Raw genomic sequence first — 20078 nt, 5'->3', positions numbered from 1 at the left:
TCGTACGGCGGGTCAGGTGTCGAGGCCGCCGAGCGGCGCCACGACGGTGCCGGACTCCTCGCAGACCCAGGCCGGGTCCGGGCCGCCGAGATCGGGCTCGATGTGCAGGGCGTGCACGGGTCCGTCGCCGCAGCGGGTGCACACCGGCCACAGCCCCTCCCGCGCCTGCCGCCCGAACCGGTCGGCGAGCGCGTCCTGGACGTCCTGGGCCACCAGCCCGGCGATGAACGGCGCTCCCTCGGGCCACTGACCGAGCCACCACCGGCGCTCGGAGCAGGCGTCCTCGAGGAGGGTCACGGAGTCCGGCGTACCGAGGGCGCGGGCCTGCAGGTCGGCCAGAACCTGCGCTCGGGCCCGGAAGATCACGCTGTCATCCACAGGTCCATTGTGCGCGGGTTCGGTGACGGGCCGGTTCCGGGCATCGCAGCCGGCACCGCTCCCGACCCGCGACGGCCCGCCGCCCGCCCCATGCGAAATCGTTGGGAAAACGTCGAAAGCCGCGCGAATTCGCATGGGGCGCCGGGGACGGGGTCAGGCGGGCAGCGTCGCCAGCTCGCGCGCGACATTGGCGCGGGCCGGCCGTTCCCACCGCTCGCGGCCGTGGGCGGTGCGGAACAGCTCCTCGGTGTCCGTCAGCGCGCGCAGCACCTCGGCGCGACCGGCGGCGAACACGTCGTCGGCGAGGTGGGCGTACTCCGAGCGGACCGCGGCGACGTACTCGTCGTACCGCTCCCGGGGGGCGGCCAGGATGGACAGGTCCGCGTCGGAGAGCGCGCAGCCGTTGGCGTCGCCCGGCTCGGGGCGGTGGTGCTCGGTGAGGCGCACCAGCCGGGCGACCTCGGCGACCGTGGCCGCGTCGGTGTGCGCCGGCAGCGCGTCCTCCGCCCAGGTGGCCGAGCGCTCCTCGGCGTCCCGCTCGCCGTCGTACACGGCGTCGTGGAACCAGGCCGCGAGCAGGACCGGCGTCCGGTCGTAGCTCGCGCCGGCTGCCGCCAGCTCCTCGAGGCGGGCGAGCACCTCGGCGAGGTGACGGGTGCCGTGGTGACCGCGGCTCGGCTCGGCGTACGCCGCCAGCAGCTCGTCACGCAGGGCGTCGGCTCCGGTCAGCGGCCAGGGCAGGTCGATCGGATCGGGATGGTCGTCCTCCATCCCGGTATTCAAACCGACCCGCCCCGCCGCTGTCACGGCCGGGGTGCCTCCGGTCAGTCACCCTTGACGTTCACGACCTGGCGCAGCGTGTGCCGGACCTCGACGAGGTCGGCGGCGTCGGCCATCACCCGGTCGATGTCCTTGTACGCCGCCGGGATCTCGTCGATGAACGCGTCCGTGTCGCGGTACTCGATGCCCGCCATCGCCTCCCGCAGCTGCTCGCGGGTGAACGTCCGGCGGGCCTTGGACCGGGAGTACTCCCGCCCCGCGCCGTGCGGCGCCGAGTTGAGCGCGACCGGGTTGCCGAGCCCGCTGACGACGTACGACGCCGTGCCCATCGAGCCCGGGATCAGGCCCGGCCGTCCCCGCTCCGCGTTGATCGCGCCCTTGCGGGAGAGCCAGACGTCGCGCCCGAAGTGGCGCTCCTGCTCGGTGTAGTTGTGGTGGCAGTTGATCTCCTCGACCCGCTCGACGTCGTCGGCGGACCCGAGGCCCACCCACTCCGCGAACTGCCGGACCACCCGGTCCATCATCTCCTCGCGGTTGAGCAGGGCGTAGCGCTGCGCCCACCGCATCTCGCGGATGTACGCCCAGAACTCGTCCGTGCCCTCGGCGAGGTAGGCGAGGTCCTTGTCCGGCAGCTTGATCCACCACTTCTCGCACAGCTCGCGGGCGACCTGGATGTGCTTCTGCGCGATCTTGTTGCCCACACCCCGCGAGCCGGAGTGCAGGAACAGCCAGACCCGCTGCTCCTCGTCGACGGTGACCTCGATGAAGTGGTTGCCCGAGCCGAGGGTGCCGAGCTGGAGCTCCCAGCGCCCGGCGTAGCGGCCGGGCTCGAATCCCGCCTTCTCCGCCGCCTCGGTGAGCTCGGCGAGCCGGCGCTCGGTGTGCGCCCGGCTGATCCGCTGGTTCGCCGCGCCGGCCGAGAGCGGGACCGCCCGCTCGATGGCCTCCCGCAGCGGTCGCCGGTCGGCGGGCAGCTGGTCGGTGGTGAACCGGGTGCGCACGGCGATCATGCCGCAGCCGATGTCGACGCCGACCGCGGCCGGGATGATCGCGCCGAGGGTCGGGATGACCGAGCCCACCGTCGCGCCCAGACCCAGGTGGGCGTCGGGCATCAGCGCGAGGTGCGGGTGGATGAACGGCATCCGTGCCGTGGTCATCGCCTGGTCGCGCGTGCCCTGCTCGAGGATCGAAGCCCAGCTGAGGAGCTTCGGGGTGATCTTGTCCATCGTGGTGTCCTGCGTCGTTGCCCTTCTCGTGTGTTCTGCTCGGCCCGCGGGATCGCGGCCAGCCGGGAACGCTACGGCCCGGTAAATGCGTTGCACACCGCATTTACCGGGCCGTACGACGAGGGGCGGGTCAGCCGACCACCGGCACGTTCGCCAGCGCCGCGGTCAGCGCCTCGTCCGAGAGCGGGTCGTCCTCCAGCCGGCCGCCGAGGAAGCTCTCGTACGCGCCGAGCTCGAGCAGGCCGTGCCCGGACAGCCCGACCACGATGACCGGCGACGCACCGGCCTCCGTGGCGGCGAGCGCCTCGCGGCGTACCTGGGCGAGGGCGTGCGACGACTCGGGGGCCGGTACGACGCCCTGGGTGCGGGCGAACTCGACGGCGGCCTCGAAGCACTCGCTCTGGTGCAGCGCGACCGCGTCGATCAGCCCCTCGTTGACGGCGTGGGAGACCAGCGGCGCCATGCCGTGGTAGCGCAGGCCGCCCGCGTGGATGGGGGAGGGCACGAAGTCGTGGCCGAGGGTGTGCATCTTCATCAGCGGCGTGAGGCCGGCGGTGTCGCCGAAGTCGTAGCGGTACTCGCCGCGGGTCAGCGTGGGGCACGAGCTCGGCTCGACGGCGAGGATCCGCGGCGCCTGGTTGCCGGCCAGCCTCTCGCGCAGGAACGGGAAGGACAGCCCCGCGAAGTTCGAGCCGCCACCGGCGCAGCCGACGACCAGGTCGGCGCCGGACTCGCCGGCCTTGGCGAGCTGGCGCAGCGCCTCCTCGCCGATCACCGTCTGGTGCAGCAGCACGTGGTTGAGCACCGACCCGAGGGCGTACTTCGCCTCGGGATCCTGCGCCGCCACCTCGACCGCCTCGGAGATCGCGATGCCGAGCGAGCCCGGGTGCTCCTCGGCGAACGCCTTGCCCGACTCGGTGAGCCGGCTCGGCGAGCGGTGCACCCTGCCGCCGAAGACCTCGATCAGGGTGCGTCGCTGCGGCTTGGTGTCGTACGACGCCCCGACCTGCCAGACCTCGCACTCGACGCCGAACAGCGCGGCGGCGTACGACAGGGCGGTGCCCCACTGACCGGCGCCGGTCTCGGTGGTCAGGCGCGTGATGCCGTTGAGGCGGTTGTAGTAGACCTGCGGCACGGCCGTGTTGACCTTGTGTGACCCGGCCGGCGAGACGCCCTCGTACTTGTAGTAGATCCGCGCGGACGTGCCGAGCCGTTCCTCCCAGCGGCGGGCCCGGTACAGCGGCGAGGGCCGGTACTGGCGGTAGACGTCGAGGACCGGCTCCGGGATCTCGACGTACCGCTCGGCGGTGACCTCCTGGGCGATCAGCTCCGGCGGGAACAGCGGCGCGAGGTCGTCCGGCCCGACCGGCTCGTGGGTCGCCGGGTGCAGCGGCGGCGGGGGAGGCGTCGGCAGGTCGGCCACGATGTTGTACCAGTGGGTCGGCTGCTCGTCCGGCTCGAGGGTGTACGTCACCCGGTCGTCGCTCATGGGCGTCCTCTCGGTCTGCGGTTGTCGAAGGAGGGTTGCCCGGATCGTAGGGCAGGATGGAGCACGTGAGTGCAGACGACGCCCGGGCCGAGCTCCACCGACTCCGGTCGAGCATCGACAACCTCGACGCCGCCCTCGTGCACCTGCTGGCCGAGCGCTTCAAGTGCACCGAGACGGTCGGGCGCCTCAAGGCGCGCGCCGGCATGCCGCCCGCCGACCCCGCCCGCGAGGCGGTTCAGATCGCGCGGCTGCGGTCGATGGCGGAGAGCTCCGGGCTCGACCCGCACTTCGCCGAGAAGATCCTCAACGTGATCATCGCGGAGGTCATCCGCAACCACGAGCAGTTCGCTGAGGAGAGCGACGACTGAGCTCACCCCGCAGCGCTGACGAGAGCAGCGCCGCGACCTCGGCCGGCGCCTCGTACGGCGCCAGGTGGCCCACGCCGTCGAGGACCTCCAGCCGTCCCTCGGGTACGCCGTCGGCGAGCTCGGCCAGGACGGCCGGCGGGGTGGCGACGTCCTCGGCGCCGGCGACGGCGAGCAGGGGAACGCTCACCGACGCCAGCCGTGCCCGGACGTCGAAGCCGGCCAGCGCCTCGCAGACCCGGGCGTAGCCCTCGGGGTCCACCTCCGCCAGGTCCGCCAGCGGCCCCGCCGTGCGCTCGCCGGGCGCGGAGCGGATCGCCGACCCGAACCAGCGCGCCGGCGAGGAGGCGACCATGGGCGCCATCCCCTCGGCGCGGACCCGCGCCGCCCGCTCGTGCCAGCCGGCCGGGGGGCCGAAGGACGCGGCGCTGCACAGCACGGTCAGCGAGCACACCCGGCCGGGGTGGTCCAGGGCGAGCTGGAGCCCGACGGCGCCGCCGACCGAGTCGCCGGCGTACGCGAACGGCAGGTCGTCGCCGACCGCCTCGTCGACGGCCGCGAGGACCGCCGCGGCCAGGTCGCTCATCGAGAAGCCGGGCGTCAGCCGGTCCGCGGCCGGACTGGCGCCGTGGCCGGGCAGGTCCCAGCCGAGGAGGTTCCAGCCCGGCAGGGAGGCGGCCACCGCCCCCAGAGCCGGTCGGCCGTGGTGCCGAGCGACGGGCCGACGACGAGCAGCGGCCGCCGGGGCAGGCCGGCGAGGTGCCGCAGCGCGATCACCGGGAGCGGGGCGGTCATCGGATCGCCGACGGGTGCGCGGTCAGTGGGGTGACCTCGATCCGCAGGAAGGGGAACAGCGGGAGCCCGGACAGGATCTCGTGCAGCCGCGCGTTGGAGTCCACGTCGAAGATGCTGATGTTCGAGTACAGCCCGACGATGCGCCAGATGTGCGCCCACTCGCCGCCGCGCTGGAGCTCCTGGGAGTACGCCCGTTCCCGCGCGACCAGGTCCTCGCGCTCGGCGGGGGCGAGGTCGCGCGGGAGGTCGACGTCCATCCGGACCGCGAAGAGCATCAGGCGCGCACCGGGTCCAGCACGAAGCCGTAGTCGACGGTGATCGAGCCGTCGGGCTGGTCGACCGGGGCGAGCATCAGCTCGGGCTTCACGGCGTCGGCGATGTCGTCGTCGTTGTGCTCGTCGCCGGGGAAGTACAGCTGGGCGGTGAGCAGCTCGTGGCCGGGCGCGGACACCTTCACGTGCAGGTGGGCGGGTCGCCAGGCGTGCCAGCCGGCCGCGGCGATCAGCTTGCCGCAGGAGCCGTCGGTCGGGATCTGGTACGGCGCCGGGCGGATCGAGGTGATCTCGAAGCGGCCCTGCTCGTCGGTGGTGAACGTGCCGCGCAGGTTCCACTCGGGGATGCCCGGCGCGAACTGGGAGTAGAAGCCGTCGCTGTCGGCGTGCCACAGCTCGACGACCGCGCCGCCGAGCGGGCTGCCGTGGGTGGAGGTGACCTGGCCCGACCAGAGCATCGGGGTGCCGGCCTCGCCGTCGCGCATCGCGATGGTGCCGCGGGCGCCGCGCTCGGGCGCGTCCGGCACGTAGTAGGGGCCCTCGATGGTGCCCTTGCTGCCCTCGCGGTGGTCGGTGTTGACCTCCTCGACGACGTGCTCGACCCAGACGTCGAGGAAGAGCGGCCACTCGCCGTCCTCGCCGACGTTGATCATCCAGGCCTTGAGGGCGTTGTACTCGTCGTAGCTGACCCGCTCCTCGCGGATGGTGGCGTGGACGGCGGCGAGCACCTTGCGGGCCAGGGCGTCGACCCGCTCCGGCGGGGTGTCGCGGACCGCGGCGAAGGGGGACTTGTCGGTGTGGAAGCGCTCGGTGGCGCTGGCTCCCGAGGCCGCGGCGGTCGCGACCTCGTGCGTGGTGTCGACGGACATTGTCGGGTTCCTCTCGGGTGGGGACTGGCAGTGCCACATGCCTGCCAGGGTCGGTGGTGGTCGGGTGGTCTGGTGGTCGGGTGGTCTGGGGTGGTCCGGGTGGGTCAGCGGTCGCAGCGGTAGCGCCGCAGCCTCTCCTCGTCGATCTGGACGCCGAGGCCGGCGCCGGGGCGCAGGACCAGCTCGCCGTTCTCGATCCGCAGCGGCTCGGTGAGCAGGTCGTCGCTCATGTCGAGGAAGTTCGAGAGCTCGCCGGCGTGCAGGCTGCTGCGCTGATGCGCCGCCCCGAACGCCACGGTGCAGATCGAGCCGAGCTGGCCGTCGATCTGGTTGCCCATCACCACCTCGAGCCCGAGCCCCTCGGCGAGGTGGAGCACCCGCTGCGAGCCGGTGAAGCCGGTCCGCGCGGTCTTGACCGAGAGCGCCGTGGCCGAGCCGCCGAGCACCTCGCGGGTCACCTCGGCCGGCGTCGTGGCGGACTCGTCGGCGATGAACGGTACGTCGAGCTGCCCGACCAGCCAGCGCCGCCCGAGCACGTCGTCGGCGGGGCTGAGCTCCTCGGCGAAGGCCAGGTCGAGGTCGGCCATCTGCCGCATCGCCCGCGCGGACTCGGACGCGGTCCAGCCGCGGTTGCCGTCGACGTACAGCACGACGTCGGGGCCGAGGCCCTCGCGCAGCGCGCGGACCACGGCGACGTCGAGCGATGCGGGCCGGCGCCCCACCTTGACCTTGAACGTGGTGATGCCGTGCACGTCGCGCATCCGCTCGGCCTCGTCGACCATCGCGGCGGGCTGGTCGAAGCCGAGCATGTGGGAGACCCGCATCCGGTCGGTGTAGCCGCCGAGCAGCTCGGAGACCGGCAGCCCGAGGGTGCGGCCGAGGGCGTCCCACACGGCCATGTCGATCGCGGCCTTGGCGGTGGGGTTGCCGACGGTGCGGCCCAGCAGCGCGGCCATCTGCTCGCGGTCGGTCAGCGCCAGGCCGACCACCTGCGGCGCGAAGATCGTCTCGATCACCGCGATGATCCCGCGCTGGGTCTCGCCGTAGGTGAACGGCCGCGGCGGCGCCTCGGCCACGCCCACGACCCCGTCGTCGGTGTGCACCCGGACCAGCACGTGGTCGGCGACGTGCACCTCGCCGCTGGCGAACCGCAGCGGCTTGACGTACGGGATCCGGAACGGGATCGCCTCGATCGCGGTGATCTTCACGGGGTCCTCAGCTCGTGGGGGAGGGTTGCGGGGAGAAGAAGCCGTGCCGGTCGAGTACGCCGAGCGCCCCGGCCACCAGGGCCGACGGCTCGTCGGCCCGCCAGGCCAGCGAGAGGTCGATGGTCGCGGCGTCGGCGACGTCGCGGAACACCACGCCCCTGAGCTGCATGCTGCGCACCGACTCGGGCACCAGCGCGACGCCGAGGTGGGCGGCGACCAGGGCCAGCAGCGCCGCCGTGCCGGGCGCCCGGTGGGTGACATTGGGCGAGAAGCCCGCGCGCAGGCAGCTGGAGACCATCGCCTCGTTGACGGCGGAGCGGGCGTCGGCGTACGCGACGAACTCCTCGGCCGAGACGTCGACCACCTCGAGCGCGGGCTCCGGGACCAGCCGGTGGTCGGCCGGCAGCGCCAGCACGAGCGGCTCCTGCATCAGGGTGCGGGTCTCGATGCCGGGGTCGGCGACCGGCCCGCGGAGCACGCCGAGGTCGAGGCGGCCGTCGAGCAGCCGCTCCACCTGGCCGGGCGTCAGCAGGTCGGCCTGCACCTCCAGGGCGACGCCGGGCAGCGCCGCGCGGACCATCCGGGAGAGGCGGGCCAGCTGGGTGAAGGCGCTGGTCCCGGTGAACCCGACCCGGAGCAGGCCGCGGCTGCCGTCGGCGATGCTGCGGGTGCCGACCACGCAGGCGTCGAGATCGCCGAGGATCCGGCGCACCTCGCGGTGGAAGAACTCGCCGGCCGGCGTCAGCGCGACCTGCCGGGTCGTCCGGGCGAGGAGGAGCACGCCGAGCTCGGCCTCGAGCCGCCGGACGGCCTGGGAGAGCGCGGGCTGGGCCAGGTGCAGGCGCTCCGCGGCCTGGCCGAAGTGACAGGTCTCCGCGACGGCGTCGAAGTAGCGCAGCTGCTTGAGATCCATGGTCACCTCCCCCTGCCGGCCGGTGCGGCGTGACGGGCGTCACGCGGCCCCTTCACGCTAGGACGGAGGGATCCAGAAACACAAAGACGAATAATGCGCTGATTCATAAGCACAGCGTATGAATCAGCGCCGTCCGGAGCCAGGCCCTAGGAGTCGCGCACGACCTCGGTGAGCACGGCGAGGGTGCGGTGCAGGTGCGGCTCGGTGCGCCCGGCGCGGTGCGCGACGGCCAGCTCGACGGATCGCGCGGGCCGCACCAGCGGGCGAAAGGCGACGCCGTCGAGGGCGAGCGCCCCCACCGGCTCCGGTACGACGGCCGCGCCGAGCCCGCCCGCCACCAGCGTCACGAGCGTGGAGGTCTCGCCCACCTCGTGCCGGATCCGCGGCGTCACGCCGGCGTCGGCGAACAGGCGCCGCACGACGTCGTACATCGCGGACCGGCGGCCGGCCGAGTGCACGATCAGGTCGGTGCCGGCGAGGTCGGCGACCCGGACCTGCCGGCGCGTCGCGAGCCGGTCGCCGGCGGGCACGGCGACGACCAGCCGCTCCTCGCGCAGCGCCGTGACGGCCAGCCCGGGGTCGTCGACCGGCGGGCGCAGCAGCGCGAGGTCGATCCCGCCGGACCGCAGTGCCTCGACCTGGTCGGCGACCAGCATCTCCCCGCGGAACGCGACCTCGATCCCGGGCAGCTCCTCGGCCAGCCGGCGCGAGAGCGCGGGCAGCAGGCTGTAGGTCGCGGACCCGACGCAGCCGACGGCGAGCCGCCCGACCGTGCCGGCCGCGACCCGCCGGGCCTCGCCGGCGGCGTCGTCGACCTCCGCCAGGATCGCCCGCGCCCGCTCCAGGTAGGCCGCGCCGGCCGGGGTGAGGTCGACCCGCCGGGTGGTGCGCTCGAACAGCGCGACCCCGACCTCGGCCTCCAGGCGGCGGATCTGCTGGGAGAGCGGGGGCTGCGCCATGTGCAGCCGCTCGGCGGCGCGGCCGAAGTGCCGCTCCTCGGCGACGGTCACGAAGTACCGGAGGTGGCGCAGCAGATCCATATCGATAACCGTCTCAATCGAGTCAGATATTGATCCTTCACAATATCAACTCCCGGCCCTACGGTCGGATCCGTGAGCGCCTTCGTCTATGCAGCGGTCCGTACGCCCTTCGGCCGGTTCAACGGTGCCCTGGCGGGCGTCCGCACCGACGACCTGGGCGCCGCGGTCGTGTCGTCCGTCCTCGCCCGTACGCCGGGGCTCGACCCGGCCGCGATCGGCGACATCGTCTGGGGCAACGCCAACGGGGCCGGGGAGGACAACCGCAACGTCGGCCGGATGGCCGCCCTGCTCGCCGGCGTCCCGGTGAGCGTCCCCGCCGTCACGGTCAACCGCCTCTGCGGCTCCAGCCTCGAGGCGGTCATGGCCGGCTCCCGTGCCATCGAGACCGGCGACGCGGACGTCGTCCTGACCGGCGGCGTCGAGTCGATGACCCGCGCCCCGTGGGTGCTCCCGAAGCCGGACCGCGCCTTCCCCGTCGGCGACGTCACCGCGGTCTCGACCGCGCTGGGCTGGCGGCTGGTCAACCCGCGGATGCCGGAGGAGTGGACGGTCAGCCTCGGCGAGGCCAACGAGCAGCTCCAGGAGCGGTTCGGGATCTCCCGCGAGCGGCAGGACGCCTTCGCGGCCCGCTCCCATCAGCGAGCGCACCAGGCCTGGGAGGACGGGTTCTACGACGACCTCGTCGCCCCGGTCGAGGGCACCGACCTCGCCCGCGACGAGGGCATCCGGGCCGGCAGCACACCGGATTCCCTCGCGGGCCTCGCGCCGGTCTTCCGCAAGGACGGCACGATCACCGCCGGCAACGCCTCGCCGCTCAGCGACGGCGCCTCCGCGGTCCTGCTGGGCTCGGAGGCGGCCGCCGACCGGATCGGTACGGCGCCGCTGGCGCGCGTGGCCGGCCGGGCGGCGTACGCCCTCGAGCCGCAGGCGTTCGGCTACGCCCCCGTCGAGGCCGCCAACGCGGCGCTGGAGCGGGCCGGGATCGGCTGGTCCGAGGTGGGGGCGGTCGAGCTCAACGAGGCCTTCGCGGTGCAGTCGCTCGCCTGCGTCGACGCGTGGCCGATCGATCCCGAGATCGTCAATCGGCGCGGCGGCGCGATCGCCCTCGGTCACCCGCTGGGCGCGTCCGGCGGCCGCCTGGTCGGCACCCTGGCCAAGGTGCTGCGCGAGACGAACCAGCGCTGGGGCGTCGCCGGCATCTGCATCGGCGTCGGCCAGGGCCTCGCCGTCGTCCTCGAGAACCTCGAGGCGCGCTGATGGCCCGCACCGCACTGCTCGACACCGCCGACGAGGCCGTCGCCGGGATCGAGGACGGATCGACCGTCCTGGTGGGGGGATTCGGGCTCGCCGGGATGCCCTTCGACCTGATCGACGCCCTCATCCGGCAGGGGGCGACGGACCTGACGATCGTGTCCAACAACGCCGGCAACGGCGAGGTCGGGCTCGCGGCGCTGCTCAAGGCGGGCCGGGTGCGCAAGGTGGTCTGCTCCTTCCCGCGCCAGGCCGACTCGTACGTCTTCGACGAGCTCTACCTCGCCGGGCGCCTGGAGCTGGAGGTCGTCCCGCAGGGCAACCTCGCCGAGCGGATGCGCGCCGCGGGCGCCGGCATCGGCGCCTTCTACAGCCCGACCGCGGTCGGCACGCCGCTCGCCGACGGCAAGGAGTCGCGGGTCATCGACGGGCGGGAGTACCTGCTCGAGTACCCCGTCAAGGGCGACTACGCCCTGATCTCCGCGCACCGCGCCGACCGCCTCGGCAACCTCGTCTACCGCAAGACCGCCCGCAACTTCGGCCCGGTGATGGCCGCTGCCGCGACGACCACGATCGCCCAGGTGAGCGGCGTGGTCGACACCGGCACCCTCGACCCCGAGGCCGTCGTCACGCCCTCCATCTACGTCGACCGCGTGGTCGCCGTGGAGGAGCGCCACTACACCGTGCAGGGGGCACGATGACCACGCTCGCCACCACCGTCGAGAACCTCGACCGCGGCCCGCTGACCATGGACGAGCTCGCCGTGGTGATCGCCCGCGACATCCCCGAGGGCTCCTTCGTGAACCTCGGCATCGGCCAGCCCACCAAGATCGCCGACCACCTGACCCCGGATCAAGGCGTCGTCCTGCACACCGAGAACGGCATGCTCGGCATGGGGCCGGCCGCTCACGGCGACCAGGTCGACCCGGACCTCACCAACGCCGGCAAGGTGCCCGTCACCGAGCTGCCCGGGGCGTCGTACTTCCACCACGCCGACTCGTTCGCGATGATGCGCGGCGGTCACCTCGACGTCTGCGTGCTGGGCGCCTACCAGGTCGCCGCCAACGGCGACCTCGCCAACTGGCACACCGGCCGGCCGGACGCGATCCCCGCCGTGGGCGGCGCGATGGACCTCGCCATCGGCGCCAAGGACGTGCTGGTGATGATGGCGCTGTTCGGCAAGGACGGCTCGCCCAAGCTGGTCCCGGCCTGCACCTACCCGCTCACCGGCGTCGCCTGCGTGAGCCGCGTGTATACCGACCACGGCGTCTTCGAGCTCGGCGGCCCGGAGGTCGTCGTCCGCGCCACCTGGGGGATCGGCCTGGCGGAGCTCCGCGACCGGCTCGGCGTGCCGCTGGCGGCGAAGGAGGCCTGACCCCGCGACGCCGGACCTCGGACCCGGTGAGGTTCGTGCCTGCGCGACCGGGTAGGAACGCCGCATGAAGTCGCGCCGTCGTGCCCTGCTGGTCGTGCCGCTGCTCCTGTCGCCCGCGCTCGCGGCCTGCTCCGACGACGCGGGCGGGGCGGAGCCGACCAGGCCCGCGGAGCCGGTCGACGACATCGCCGCAGCGGCCGCGCAGTGCACGGCCGTGCTCAACGAGCGCGACGAGGCGGTCTTCCGGGCCGGGCAGGATGCGGGGTTCGAACTGCTCACCCTCAGCCTGAAGGATGAGGCGCCGTCCGCGGCGGAGCGGAGCGAGTTGGTCGATGCCATGTCTGCCGTGCGCGACCTGCTGCAGGCCGATCGAGACCGGCTTGCCGATGCCTCCGCACTGGATGGCTGGGAGGATCTGCTCGCGCCGCTGGACGAGACGATCGAGGTGCTCGGCAGCCGCGTCGAGGGCCTGGAGTCGGGCCGGTGGCCGCTCAGCAAGGACGAGCTCTCCCTGGGCGCGCCGTTCGCTTCGGCCGACCGGGACGCCGCGGAGGCGAGCGGTCTTGCCGGCCGCGACTGCGAGGTGCTGGCGGCGGTCGCCGGCCCGGCAGCAGAGGCGGAGGAGCTGGTGCGGGCCGCCTCGGTCGCCTGCGGCACCATCGTGGACCGGCGCCGGACCAGCGGATACGACGACGCGGCCACCACGTCGCTGGAGGTGGTGCTCGCGGTCCGGCAGGGCGACGACCTCGACGTGACCGACGCGATGGTCGGCGACCTGCGCGCGCTGCGCGACGAGTGGCAGGCGACGTACGACGACCTCGCCGCCGTCCCCGCCGACGGGGTCGCCGACGCCGGGATCGCCGAGGCCTGGGCGAGCGACCTCCAGCTCGCCGAGGACCGCGCGCGGCTCTACGGCGAGCGGCTCGCGGCGCTGGAGTCCGGCGAGCGGGCGCGCATCGACGAGGAGTTCCAGACGACGAAGATCGGCGTCCCGGGCTGGGACTGGGAGGGCGTCGGGCTGCAGAGCCGCGACTGTCGCAGCGTCAGGGCCTGATCGCGAGCCCTCGGTAGAAGCCGAGGTGCGCCTCGGCGGCGGCCCGCCAGGTGTACCGCGCCGCCAGGTCACGCCCGGCGGCGGGCGTCGGCGGCGTGGTGAGGGCGACGCCCAGCGCATCGGCGATCGCGGGCACGCCGTCGGCGTACGCGACGGTGTCGGCGAAGACCTCGCGCAGCACCGGCAGATCCCGCGCCACCACGGGCACGCCGGCGGCGAGCCCTTCCATCGCGGCGAGCCCGAAGCCCTCCTTGGTCGACACGAATCCGAGGGCGGCCGCCTCGCCGACCAGCGCGGGCAGCTCGTCATCGGCGACCGGCCCGAGAACGACGGGAGCGGTGCCGAGCTCCGCGGCCCGCGCCTCGAAGGCGGCGCGGTAGTCGCGGTAGTCGAAGAGCGTCTCGCCACCGCCGAACACCAGGCGGACATCGGCCATGGCCGGCTCCCGCGCGACCAGCAGCGCGTGCGCCTCGAGCAGGTCGATGCTGCCCTTGCGCGGCTCGATGCCGCCCAGCGCGAGCAGGTAGCGGCCACCGATCCGCTCGCGCCACCGGCCCCGGCCGGCGGTGTCGGCGGCGCCGGCTGAGAAGCGCTCGGCGGCGACACCGTTCGGGATGACCGTCGGGACCAGTCCCCAGCCGGCCTCGACCTCGGCGGCGACCGCCGCCGACACGCAGATCCGCGCGATCGGCTCCACGACGGCCCGCTCGTGGCAGGCCGCCAGCTGGGGCGTGGTGAACTGGTCGAGGTGGTGGATGGTGCGCACGCAGGGGAGGGCGGCGTTGGCGCTGATGCAGTCCTGCGCGTGCACGACGTCGTACGACGCCCGCTCGGCCGCGAAGGCGTCACGGAGCACTGCGATCGACCGCACGATCCGCTCGCCCACCTCCTCGTCCTCGACGGGCGGGAAGGGCACCGCCCGGACCCCGACCCGCGGGTCGACCGCGCGGAAGAAGGCGGTGTCGCCGTCGCGTGCGAGCGTCCACACGTCGACGGCAGCGCCCAGATCGGCCAGCGCCTCGGCGAGGGCGAGGGTGTGCACCACCCCGCCGCGCGGCTTCGTGGAGTAGGTCAGCAGCGCGATCCGCATGCTCATCCCGGCTGCGGGCCGCAGTCGGTGGACCGCATCGCCCGGTAGGCGGCGGGCGTGCGCTCCTCGAGGTGGTGGAGCACCCGCCGGGCCCGGGCCACCTCGGCCTCGACGTCCACCTCGGCGACGGCCAGGCCGCCCTTGGACGACGTCCGGGCGAGGATGTCGCCGCCCGGGCCGACCACCTTCGCCTGCCCGAGGAAGCGCAGGCCGCCCATCACGCCGGTCTGGTTGGAGGACACCCAGATCACCTGGTTCTCCGCCGCGCGGGCGCAGTCGTAGAGGTCGAAGAGCCGTGATTGGCGGTCCTGCGGGAGCCGTGAGGCGCGGTCGGTGACCGACGCGGGCCACGCCGACAGGCACGCCAGCGTGGTGGCGCCGTCCAGGGCCAGGGAACGCGCCGCCTCGGGAAAGGTCTTGTCGTAGTCGATGAGCAGGCCGAGCCGGCCGACGGGGGTGTCGAAGGCGGCGAAGGAGTCCCCGGCGTCGTACACGAGGGACTCGCCGGCGGGCTGGTGCACCTTGCGGTGGCGCCCGAGCACCCCCGAGCCGTGCACACACAGGGCGGTGTTGAACAGCCGCGGCTGCCCGTCGAGGACGGCCTCCTCGGTGTAGCCGAGGCAGACGACCATGTCGCCGGCCAGCGCCGCGATCCGCTGCACCTCCCACGAGTCCTCGGTCAGCCCGGGCGGCAGTGCCGCGGGGTCGGGCCGGCGCAGGTCGGACAGGTAGCCGCCGAGGGTGGCGTCGGGCAGCACCAGGAGCCCGACGCCGGCCGCGCGCGCGTCGGCCACGATGCCCTCGATCTTCGCCAGCGCCCGCGCCAGGTCGCGGCCGAAGTGCGCCGCGACGGCACCGATGCGCTGGACTCCCACGGGCGTCAACCTATCCCGGGCTCAGCCCGCCAGCGCGACGTCCGCGAGCCGTGCGCCGCTCCCGGGCGACCGCCGCCGGGCGAGGTCCGCAGCGCTCTCGATGGTGGCGCCGGTCCGGCCGGTGATCGCGCCGGCGACGTGCTCGGCGTCCGCGGCGATGCCGAGGTAGCGACCCGAACCCCAGGTGTGCAGCCAGGGCAGGCCGAGGAAGTACAGCCCGGGCAGCGAGGTCACGCCGCGGGTGTGCGTCGGGCGGCCGCTGCCGTCGAAGACCCCGGCACCCACCCAGCGGTAGTCGGGCCGGTAGCCGATCGCCCAGACGACGGTGGAGATCCCGGCCGCGGCCAGGTCGAGCGACGTCGGGTCCTCGGCCGGCTCCCAGACGGGGACGTACGGCGTCGCCGGGGGAGCGTCGATGCCCTGCGCGTCGATGTGGCGGTCGATGTCGCGGCAGATCGAGCGGTAGACCTCGTCGGCACTGTCAAGCGCCTGGCGCAGGCTCGGCAGGAACGAGAGCTGCGTCCCGGCGCCCGAGTCCAGGAGCCCGTAGAGCCGCATGCCCTCGGCCGCGAACTGGCGCAGGTCGATGTCGCGACCGCCGTCGCGGCCGGTGACGTAGTGGTTGGTCTTCTCCCGGGCGGCGAGGCCGCCGGGGTACTGCGCGACACCGGTGTCGTAGAGCCCCATCTCGGCCAGCCAGGTCATGGAGTCGCGTCCGCGGTGGAAGCGGGCGACCCGCGGGGCGTCGCCGAGCGCGAGGTGCACCCGGCGCCCGGCGAGGTGCAGGTCCTCGGCGATCTGCGCGCCGGACTGGCCGGAGCCCACCACCAGCACCTCGCCCGCCGGCAGCTGCCCGGGGGACTTGTAGTCGGCCGAGTGCAGCTGGGTGATCGAGGCGTTGAGCGCCGGCGCCCAGGACGGGACGATCGGCACGTGGTAGCCGCCGGTGGCGACCACCACGTGGTCGGCCTCCCAGACCTCCGGCCCGTCCGGGCCGGTCGCCTCGAGCCGGAAGCCGCCGCCGTCGCGCTCGGTCAGCGCGGTCACCCGGGTGTGCTCGCGCAGCGGTGGGCCGAAGGTCGGCGCGTAGCCGGACAGCCAGGCGACCACCTCGTCGCGGGTCATGAAGCCGTCGGGGTCCGGTCCGTCGTACTCGTAGCCGGGGAGGCGGCAGTGCCAGTTCGGCGTCACCAGCGTGAAGTTGTCCCAGCGGGTGTCGGCCCACTCGTGGCCGGCGGTCCCGGTCTCGAGGACGACGTGGTCGACGCCGTCGCGGACCAGGAACCAGCTGGCGGACAGGCCGGCCTGGCCGCCGCCGACGACGGCGACGGTGGCGCGGTGGAGGGTGGGGGTCGTGCTGCTCATGACGGGTTCTCCTCGGGGAGAGGCGGGTGGAGGCGGAGGACGGTGACGGCCGCGTCGGCGGGGTACGACGCCGCGAGCTCGTCGATGCCGGCGAGGCTGGCCGCGGCGGAGGTGCACGCGAAGCCGAAGCGGGCCCGGACCCGGTCGCTCGCGATGCCGAGTGCTCTGGCGGAGCGGTCGCGGAACTCGGCGACCGGGTAGGTCGCGCCCACGTCGAGGTGGTCGTGCACCACCAGCGAGGGCGAGTAGTGCTCGGCGACCCGGCCGTCGGGCCACCGCACCGTGAAGGTCATCTCAGGCACGGACCGGCTCCCGGAGCGGGGCGCCGGCCACCGCGCCGTAGGTGTCGGGACGGCGGTCGCGCAGGTGGAACATCGCCCGGCGGGCGGTCTCCAGGGCGCTCGGCACGTCGATCTCCGCGACGGCCATCCCGGAGCGGATGCCGGTGGTGGCGAGCACGTCGCCGCCCGGTCCGACGACCTTCGCGTTGGCGACGAAGCGCAGCTTGCCGAAGGTGCCGTGCTGGTTGGCGGCGAGCCAGACGACCTGGTTCTCCAGGGCGCGGGCGGCGTCGAAGAGGTTGAACCGCTTGGTCCACCGGTCCTCGGCGATCGACTCCCCGGTGGCGGTGCGCGAGGCGGGCCACGCGGAGATGCACGCGATCACCTCGGCGCCGTCGACGGCCAGTGCGCGGGCCGCCTCGGGGAATGCCTTGTCGTAGCAGATCAGCGCGCCCACCCGTCCTGCCGGCGTGTCCACGCAGCCGAACTCGCTGCCGGCGGCGTAGAACATCGACTCGCCCAGCGGCTGGTGGACCTTGCGGTGTACGCCGAGCACGCCGGAGCCGGTGACGATCGCCGCGGTGTTGTAGCGGTCGGTCCCGTCGGACTCGCAGAGGCCGACCACGACCGTCATGTCGCCGGCGAGGGCCGCGACCCGGCGCAGCTCGGGGCCGTCGACGTCCATCACCGGGGGCAGGTCCTCGGGCTGCTCGTCGTGGCTGCCGTCGCGCCCGGCGCCGAGCACCGATAGGTAGCCGCCGAGGCAGGCCTCCGGCAGGGCCAGCAGGCTGACCCCCTCGGCGCGCGCCTGCTCGATCAGGTCGGCGATCTGGGCGAGGTTCTCCTCGACGTCGCGCCCGAAGCCGGCGCAGACGGCGGCCACGGCGGAGCCGAGTGGAGGGTTCATCAGGGTCATGAGGCGGTCCCCAATCCGGTGACGGTGTGCGTGATGGCGTCGGTGACGGTGCCGTCGGGCCAGCGCAGGCCGACCCCGGTCCCGGGGACGAGCTCGCCGCAGACGGCGCTGGCGAGGTGGCCCGGCAGCCGGACGTTGTCGGGAGCCCGGTCCTCGGTCGAGACGATCGCGAACCCGGGGAAGCAGGTGAGCCAGTCGGCGGTGCCGGCGGTGGCGGGAGCCGGCACCGCCGCGACGTCGAGGACGGCCCGGCAGCCGCTCGCCTCGGCGAGCATCCCGGTGCTGCCGACGAGCCCGCTCATGCTGACGTCCTTGGCGGCCCGCGGCCGCAGGGCGGGGACGACGGACGCCTGGGCCCGCAGCTCGCCCGGGCTCCGGTGCGAGGTCGAGTCCCACTGGGAGCCCGTGTAGCCGTGGCGCCAGCCGCCGCCGAGATCGGCGGTGACCCGGACCTGCTGGCCGGGAGCCCCGCCCGCGCCGGGCACCGGCGTCGCGGTGCGGCCGAGGGCCGTCACGGCCAGGGCGCCCGGGACGCCGAGCTGGGTGTGGCCGCCGAGGACGGGCACGCCCCAGGCGGCCGCGGCATCGGCGATGCCGCGCACGATCCGGCGGGCGAAGGAAGCGTCGCGGGCGCCGACGGCGTCGAGCAGTCCCACGGGCGCGGCGCCCATGGCAGCGAGGTCGTTGAGGTTGACCAGCACGCTGCACCAGCCGGCCCACTCGGGGTCCCGCTCGACCATCGCCGGCAGGATCGCGTCGCACGCGGCGACCAGATCGCTGCCGGGCACGGGCGCCGCGTCGTCGCCGAGGAAGCCGGCCGGCACGCCCGCGGCGAGCTCGGCGAGCAGCCCGCCGAGCGGCGCCTTCGTCGCGTCGGCCAGCCGTTGGATCCGGGTGACCGGGAAGTCGACGACGAGATGGGGACGGCCGTGCAGGACGCGCTCGGAGCGGACCCGCCAGCCGAGCCTCTCGAAGAGGCGGCGGTGCTGGGCCTGGATCTCCGCGTCGAACCGGAGCGCCCCCTCCGCCTCCGCCCGGGCGCACGCGGCCCGGACGAGTGCGGCGCCGACGCCGAGGTGCAGGCGGGCGTCGGCGGTGACCGCCAGGCGGCTGCCGCGCCACCAGCCGAGATCGCGGGCGGGCTGGCTGCCGTCGGCGGCAGGGGCGGGGTGCAGGCGCACGCCGCCGAGCGCCTCGCCGTCGTGGGCGCGGGCGAGGAGGACCACCGTCCGCGGGTCGTCGTCGACCGGGTCGGTGTCTTCGTCCGCGAACAGGCCCTGCTCGCGGACGAAGACCTCGTGGCGCAGCGCCCGGTACGACGCCAGCTCGGCGCGCCCGGCCTCCACGACGACGTACGACGGGTCGCGGAGCCGGTCCGGCGGGGCCTGGCGGGCCAGGCCGGTGAGGACGGAGACGTCGAGGGTCATGGTCAGGCTCCTTCGCAGGACAGGGCCGAGCACGCCCCGCACGCGGCGCAGCCGGCCGACTGCGCCGAGCCGAGCATCCCGGCGCTGCGCAGCGCGGCGGCGACCCGGCCGGTCACCTTCGCGACCACGCGCGGGTCGGGCGAGGGCACCCGGTCGACATCGGTGGCGAGGGTCCCCGCGAGCGGCCGGAAGGGGACGACGAAGGGATAGACGCCCATCGCGATCAGCTCCTCGGCCCCGGCGATCATCTCGTCGGGGTCCTCGCCGAGGCCGACCAGCAGGTAGGTCGAGACCTCGTTCCAGCCGAACACGCGGACCGCCTCGGCCCACGCCGCGCGGTACTCTTCCATCGGCACCGCGCCCTTGCCGGGCATCCAGTGCCGGCGCACGGCGTCGTCGAGGGACTCGACGTGGATGCCGATCGAGCGCGCGCCCGCGTCGTACAGGTCCTGGATGACGGCGAGGTCGCCGGGCGGCTCGCACTGGACCTGGATCGGCAGGTCCGGCAGCACTTCCCGGACGGCGCGGGTGCAGCGCGCGAGGTGCACCGCTCCCCGGTCACGGCCGTTGGACGTCCCCGTCGTCATCACCATCTGCGTGATGCCGTCGAGCTCGTACGCAGCGCGCGCGACCTCGGCGATCTGTGCTGGGCTCTTCACCGCGATCGTGCTGCCCTGGCGCAGCGACTCCTCGATCGCGCAGAACCGGCAGCGCTGCGACTCCTCGTAGCGGACGCAGGTCTGCACGACGGTCGTCGCGAGGACGCGGGCCGAGTGCAGGCGGGCGATCTTCTCGTAGGGCACGCCGTCCGCGGTGTTCAGGTCGTAGAACCGCGGACGGGTGATGGTCTCCACGCCCATGCCGGTGTCGGCGCCGTCGAGCAGGAGCTTGCCGCCCTGGACGGTGTAGGGGCTGCGGGGGTTGAGCGGGATGGCCGCGCCGACGCCGTCGAGCAGCAGGTGCCCGTCGTCGCTCGGCCCGGCGCCCGCACGGCGGGACACCGGCGCGTCGGCGAGCCGGATGCCCTGGATGGCCAGGTCCACGCGGGTGGAGCTGGTCGCCGGAGTGGTCGTCGGGAGACCCGGCGCGGCCATGATCCGGTCCGCCCG

At 74.2% G+C, this 20078-nt stretch carries 22 protein-coding genes; 5 read left to right on the top strand and 17 right to left on the bottom strand.

The window, feature by feature from the left end; genetic code table 11:
• Positions 1–12 precede the first annotated feature (12 nt).
• The 4 genes from FIV44_RS08520 to FIV44_RS08505 all read right to left on the bottom strand — a co-directional run bounded on the left by FIV44_RS08520 (position 13) and on the right by FIV44_RS08505 (position 3873).
• A complete protein-coding gene (locus FIV44_RS08520; RefSeq protein ID WP_141004071.1) occupies positions 13–378 on the bottom strand; it encodes a hypothetical protein in 366 nt (121 codons plus the stop codon).
• 153 nt (positions 379–531) lie between these two features.
• The gene (locus tag FIV44_RS08515; protein ID WP_246086889.1) at positions 532–1149 is read right to left on the bottom strand and encodes an HD domain-containing protein; all 618 of its coding nucleotides are present in this window, start codon (positions 1147–1149) and stop codon (positions 532–534) included.
• Positions 1150–1202: 53 nt separating this feature from the next.
• A complete protein-coding gene (locus FIV44_RS08510; RefSeq protein ID WP_141004070.1) occupies positions 1203–2384 on the bottom strand; it encodes an RtcB family protein in 1182 nt (393 codons plus the stop codon).
• A 130-nt stretch (positions 2385–2514) separates the two neighbouring features.
• The gene (locus tag FIV44_RS08505) at positions 2515–3873 is read right to left on the bottom strand and encodes a TrpB-like pyridoxal phosphate-dependent enzyme (RefSeq protein ID WP_141004069.1); all 1359 of its coding nucleotides are present in this window, start codon (positions 3871–3873) and stop codon (positions 2515–2517) included.
• Positions 3874–3929: 56 nt separating this feature from the next.
• On the opposite strand from FIV44_RS08505, the gene FIV44_RS08500 reads away from it, so the two are divergent.
• Positions 3930–4241 (top strand): chorismate mutase, encoded by a 312-nt coding sequence (locus FIV44_RS08500; RefSeq protein ID WP_141004068.1) that lies wholly within the window; start codon positions 3930–3932, stop codon positions 4239–4241.
• Here the strand turns inward: FIV44_RS08500 and FIV44_RS08495 are convergent.
• From FIV44_RS08495 to FIV44_RS08470, 6 genes are all read right to left on the bottom strand, one after another.
• Positions 4198–4920, bottom strand: coding sequence for an alpha/beta fold hydrolase (locus FIV44_RS08495; RefSeq protein ID WP_181411054.1), 723 nt, complete (start codon positions 4918–4920; stop codon positions 4198–4200). The genes FIV44_RS08500 and FIV44_RS08495 overlap by 44 nt on opposite strands.
• Positions 4921–5029: 109 nt before the next feature.
• The gene (gene catC, locus FIV44_RS08490) at positions 5030–5308 is read right to left on the bottom strand and encodes a muconolactone Delta-isomerase (RefSeq protein WP_141004066.1); all 279 of its coding nucleotides are present in this window, start codon (positions 5306–5308) and stop codon (positions 5030–5032) included.
• A complete protein-coding gene (catA, locus tag FIV44_RS08485) occupies positions 5308–6174 on the bottom strand; it encodes a catechol 1,2-dioxygenase (RefSeq protein WP_141004065.1) in 867 nt (288 codons plus the stop codon). Before catA ends, catC begins: the two co-directional genes overlap by 1 nt.
• Before the next feature lie 104 nt (positions 6175–6278).
• Positions 6279–7382, bottom strand: coding sequence for a mandelate racemase/muconate lactonizing enzyme family protein (locus tag FIV44_RS08480; protein ID WP_141004064.1), 1104 nt, complete (start codon positions 7380–7382; stop codon positions 6279–6281).
• 7 nt (positions 7383–7389) lie between these two features.
• Complete coding sequence (locus FIV44_RS08475; RefSeq protein ID WP_141004063.1) at positions 7390–8295, bottom strand: LysR family transcriptional regulator; 906 nt, start codon at positions 8293–8295, stop codon at positions 7390–7392.
• A 146-nt stretch (positions 8296–8441) separates the two neighbouring features.
• A complete protein-coding gene (locus tag FIV44_RS08470; RefSeq protein ID WP_141004062.1) occupies positions 8442–9335 on the bottom strand; it encodes a LysR substrate-binding domain-containing protein in 894 nt (297 codons plus the stop codon).
• 72 nt (positions 9336–9407) lie between these two features.
• On the opposite strand from FIV44_RS08470, the gene FIV44_RS08465 reads away from it, so the two are divergent.
• The 4 genes from FIV44_RS08465 to FIV44_RS08450 all read left to right on the top strand — a co-directional run bounded on the left by FIV44_RS08465 (position 9408) and on the right by FIV44_RS08450 (position 13015).
• Positions 9408–10592 (top strand): thiolase family protein, encoded by a 1185-nt coding sequence (locus tag FIV44_RS08465; protein ID WP_141004061.1) that lies wholly within the window; start codon positions 9408–9410, stop codon positions 10590–10592.
• Entirely contained in the window at positions 10592–11287 is a 696-nt protein-coding gene (locus tag FIV44_RS08460) for a 3-oxoacid CoA-transferase subunit A (protein WP_141004060.1), read from the top strand. Before FIV44_RS08465 ends, FIV44_RS08460 begins: the two co-directional genes overlap by 1 nt.
• A complete protein-coding gene (locus tag FIV44_RS08455; protein ID WP_141004059.1) occupies positions 11284–11961 on the top strand; it encodes a 3-oxoacid CoA-transferase subunit B in 678 nt (225 codons plus the stop codon). The genes FIV44_RS08460 and FIV44_RS08455 overlap by 4 nt, the downstream gene beginning before the upstream one ends.
• Before the next feature lie 64 nt (positions 11962–12025).
• Positions 12026–13015, top strand: a complete 990-nt coding sequence (locus FIV44_RS08450; protein ID WP_141004058.1) for a hypothetical protein — start codon at positions 12026–12028, stop codon at positions 13013–13015.
• Here FIV44_RS08450 and FIV44_RS08445 read toward each other — a convergent pair.
• From FIV44_RS08445 to FIV44_RS08415, 7 genes are read right to left on the bottom strand one after another with little or no spacing between them, the layout of a single operon-like run.
• Positions 13005–14111 carry an MSMEG_0565 family glycosyltransferase gene (locus FIV44_RS08445; RefSeq protein ID WP_246086887.1) on the bottom strand — a complete coding sequence of 369 codons (1107 nt, stop codon included), beginning with the start codon at positions 14109–14111 and terminating at the stop codon, positions 13005–13007. The genes FIV44_RS08450 and FIV44_RS08445 overlap by 11 nt on opposite strands.
• Entirely contained in the window at positions 14108–14980 is an 873-nt protein-coding gene (locus tag FIV44_RS08440) for a carbon-nitrogen hydrolase family protein (protein ID WP_141004057.1), read from the bottom strand. Before FIV44_RS08440 ends, FIV44_RS08445 begins: the two co-directional genes overlap by 4 nt.
• 21 nt (positions 14981–15001) lie before the next feature.
• Positions 15002–16345 carry an MSMEG_0569 family flavin-dependent oxidoreductase gene (locus tag FIV44_RS08435; RefSeq protein WP_141004056.1) on the bottom strand — a complete coding sequence of 448 codons (1344 nt, stop codon included), beginning with the start codon at positions 16343–16345 and terminating at the stop codon, positions 15002–15004.
• Positions 16342–16638, bottom strand: coding sequence for an MSMEG_0570 family nitrogen starvation response protein (locus FIV44_RS08430; RefSeq protein ID WP_246087006.1), 297 nt, complete (start codon positions 16636–16638; stop codon positions 16342–16344). Before FIV44_RS08430 ends, FIV44_RS08435 begins: the two co-directional genes overlap by 4 nt.
• A 1-nt stretch (position 16639) precedes the next feature.
• Positions 16640–17533 carry a carbon-nitrogen hydrolase family protein gene (locus FIV44_RS08425; protein WP_141004054.1) on the bottom strand — a complete coding sequence of 298 codons (894 nt, stop codon included), beginning with the start codon at positions 17531–17533 and terminating at the stop codon, positions 16640–16642.
• Between the two features lie 5 nt (positions 17534–17538).
• Complete coding sequence (locus FIV44_RS08420) at positions 17539–18969, bottom strand: MSMEG_0567/sll0787 family protein (protein ID WP_141004053.1); 1431 nt, start codon at positions 18967–18969, stop codon at positions 17539–17541.
• Between the two features lie 2 nt (positions 18970–18971).
• Positions 18972–20063: an MSMEG_0568 family radical SAM protein gene (locus FIV44_RS08415; RefSeq protein ID WP_141004052.1), complete on the bottom strand. Its 1092-nt coding sequence runs from the start codon at positions 20061–20063 to the stop codon at positions 18972–18974.
• Positions 20064–20078: the final 15 nt, after the last annotated feature.

It is taken from the genome of Nocardioides humi (genome assembly GCF_006494775.1).
Taxonomy (GTDB): domain Bacteria; phylum Actinomycetota; class Actinomycetes; order Propionibacteriales; family Nocardioidaceae; genus Nocardioides; species Nocardioides humi.
The sequence above is the reverse complement of the archived record's forward strand: the minus strand, read 5'-3'. Positions and strand labels throughout refer to the sequence as shown.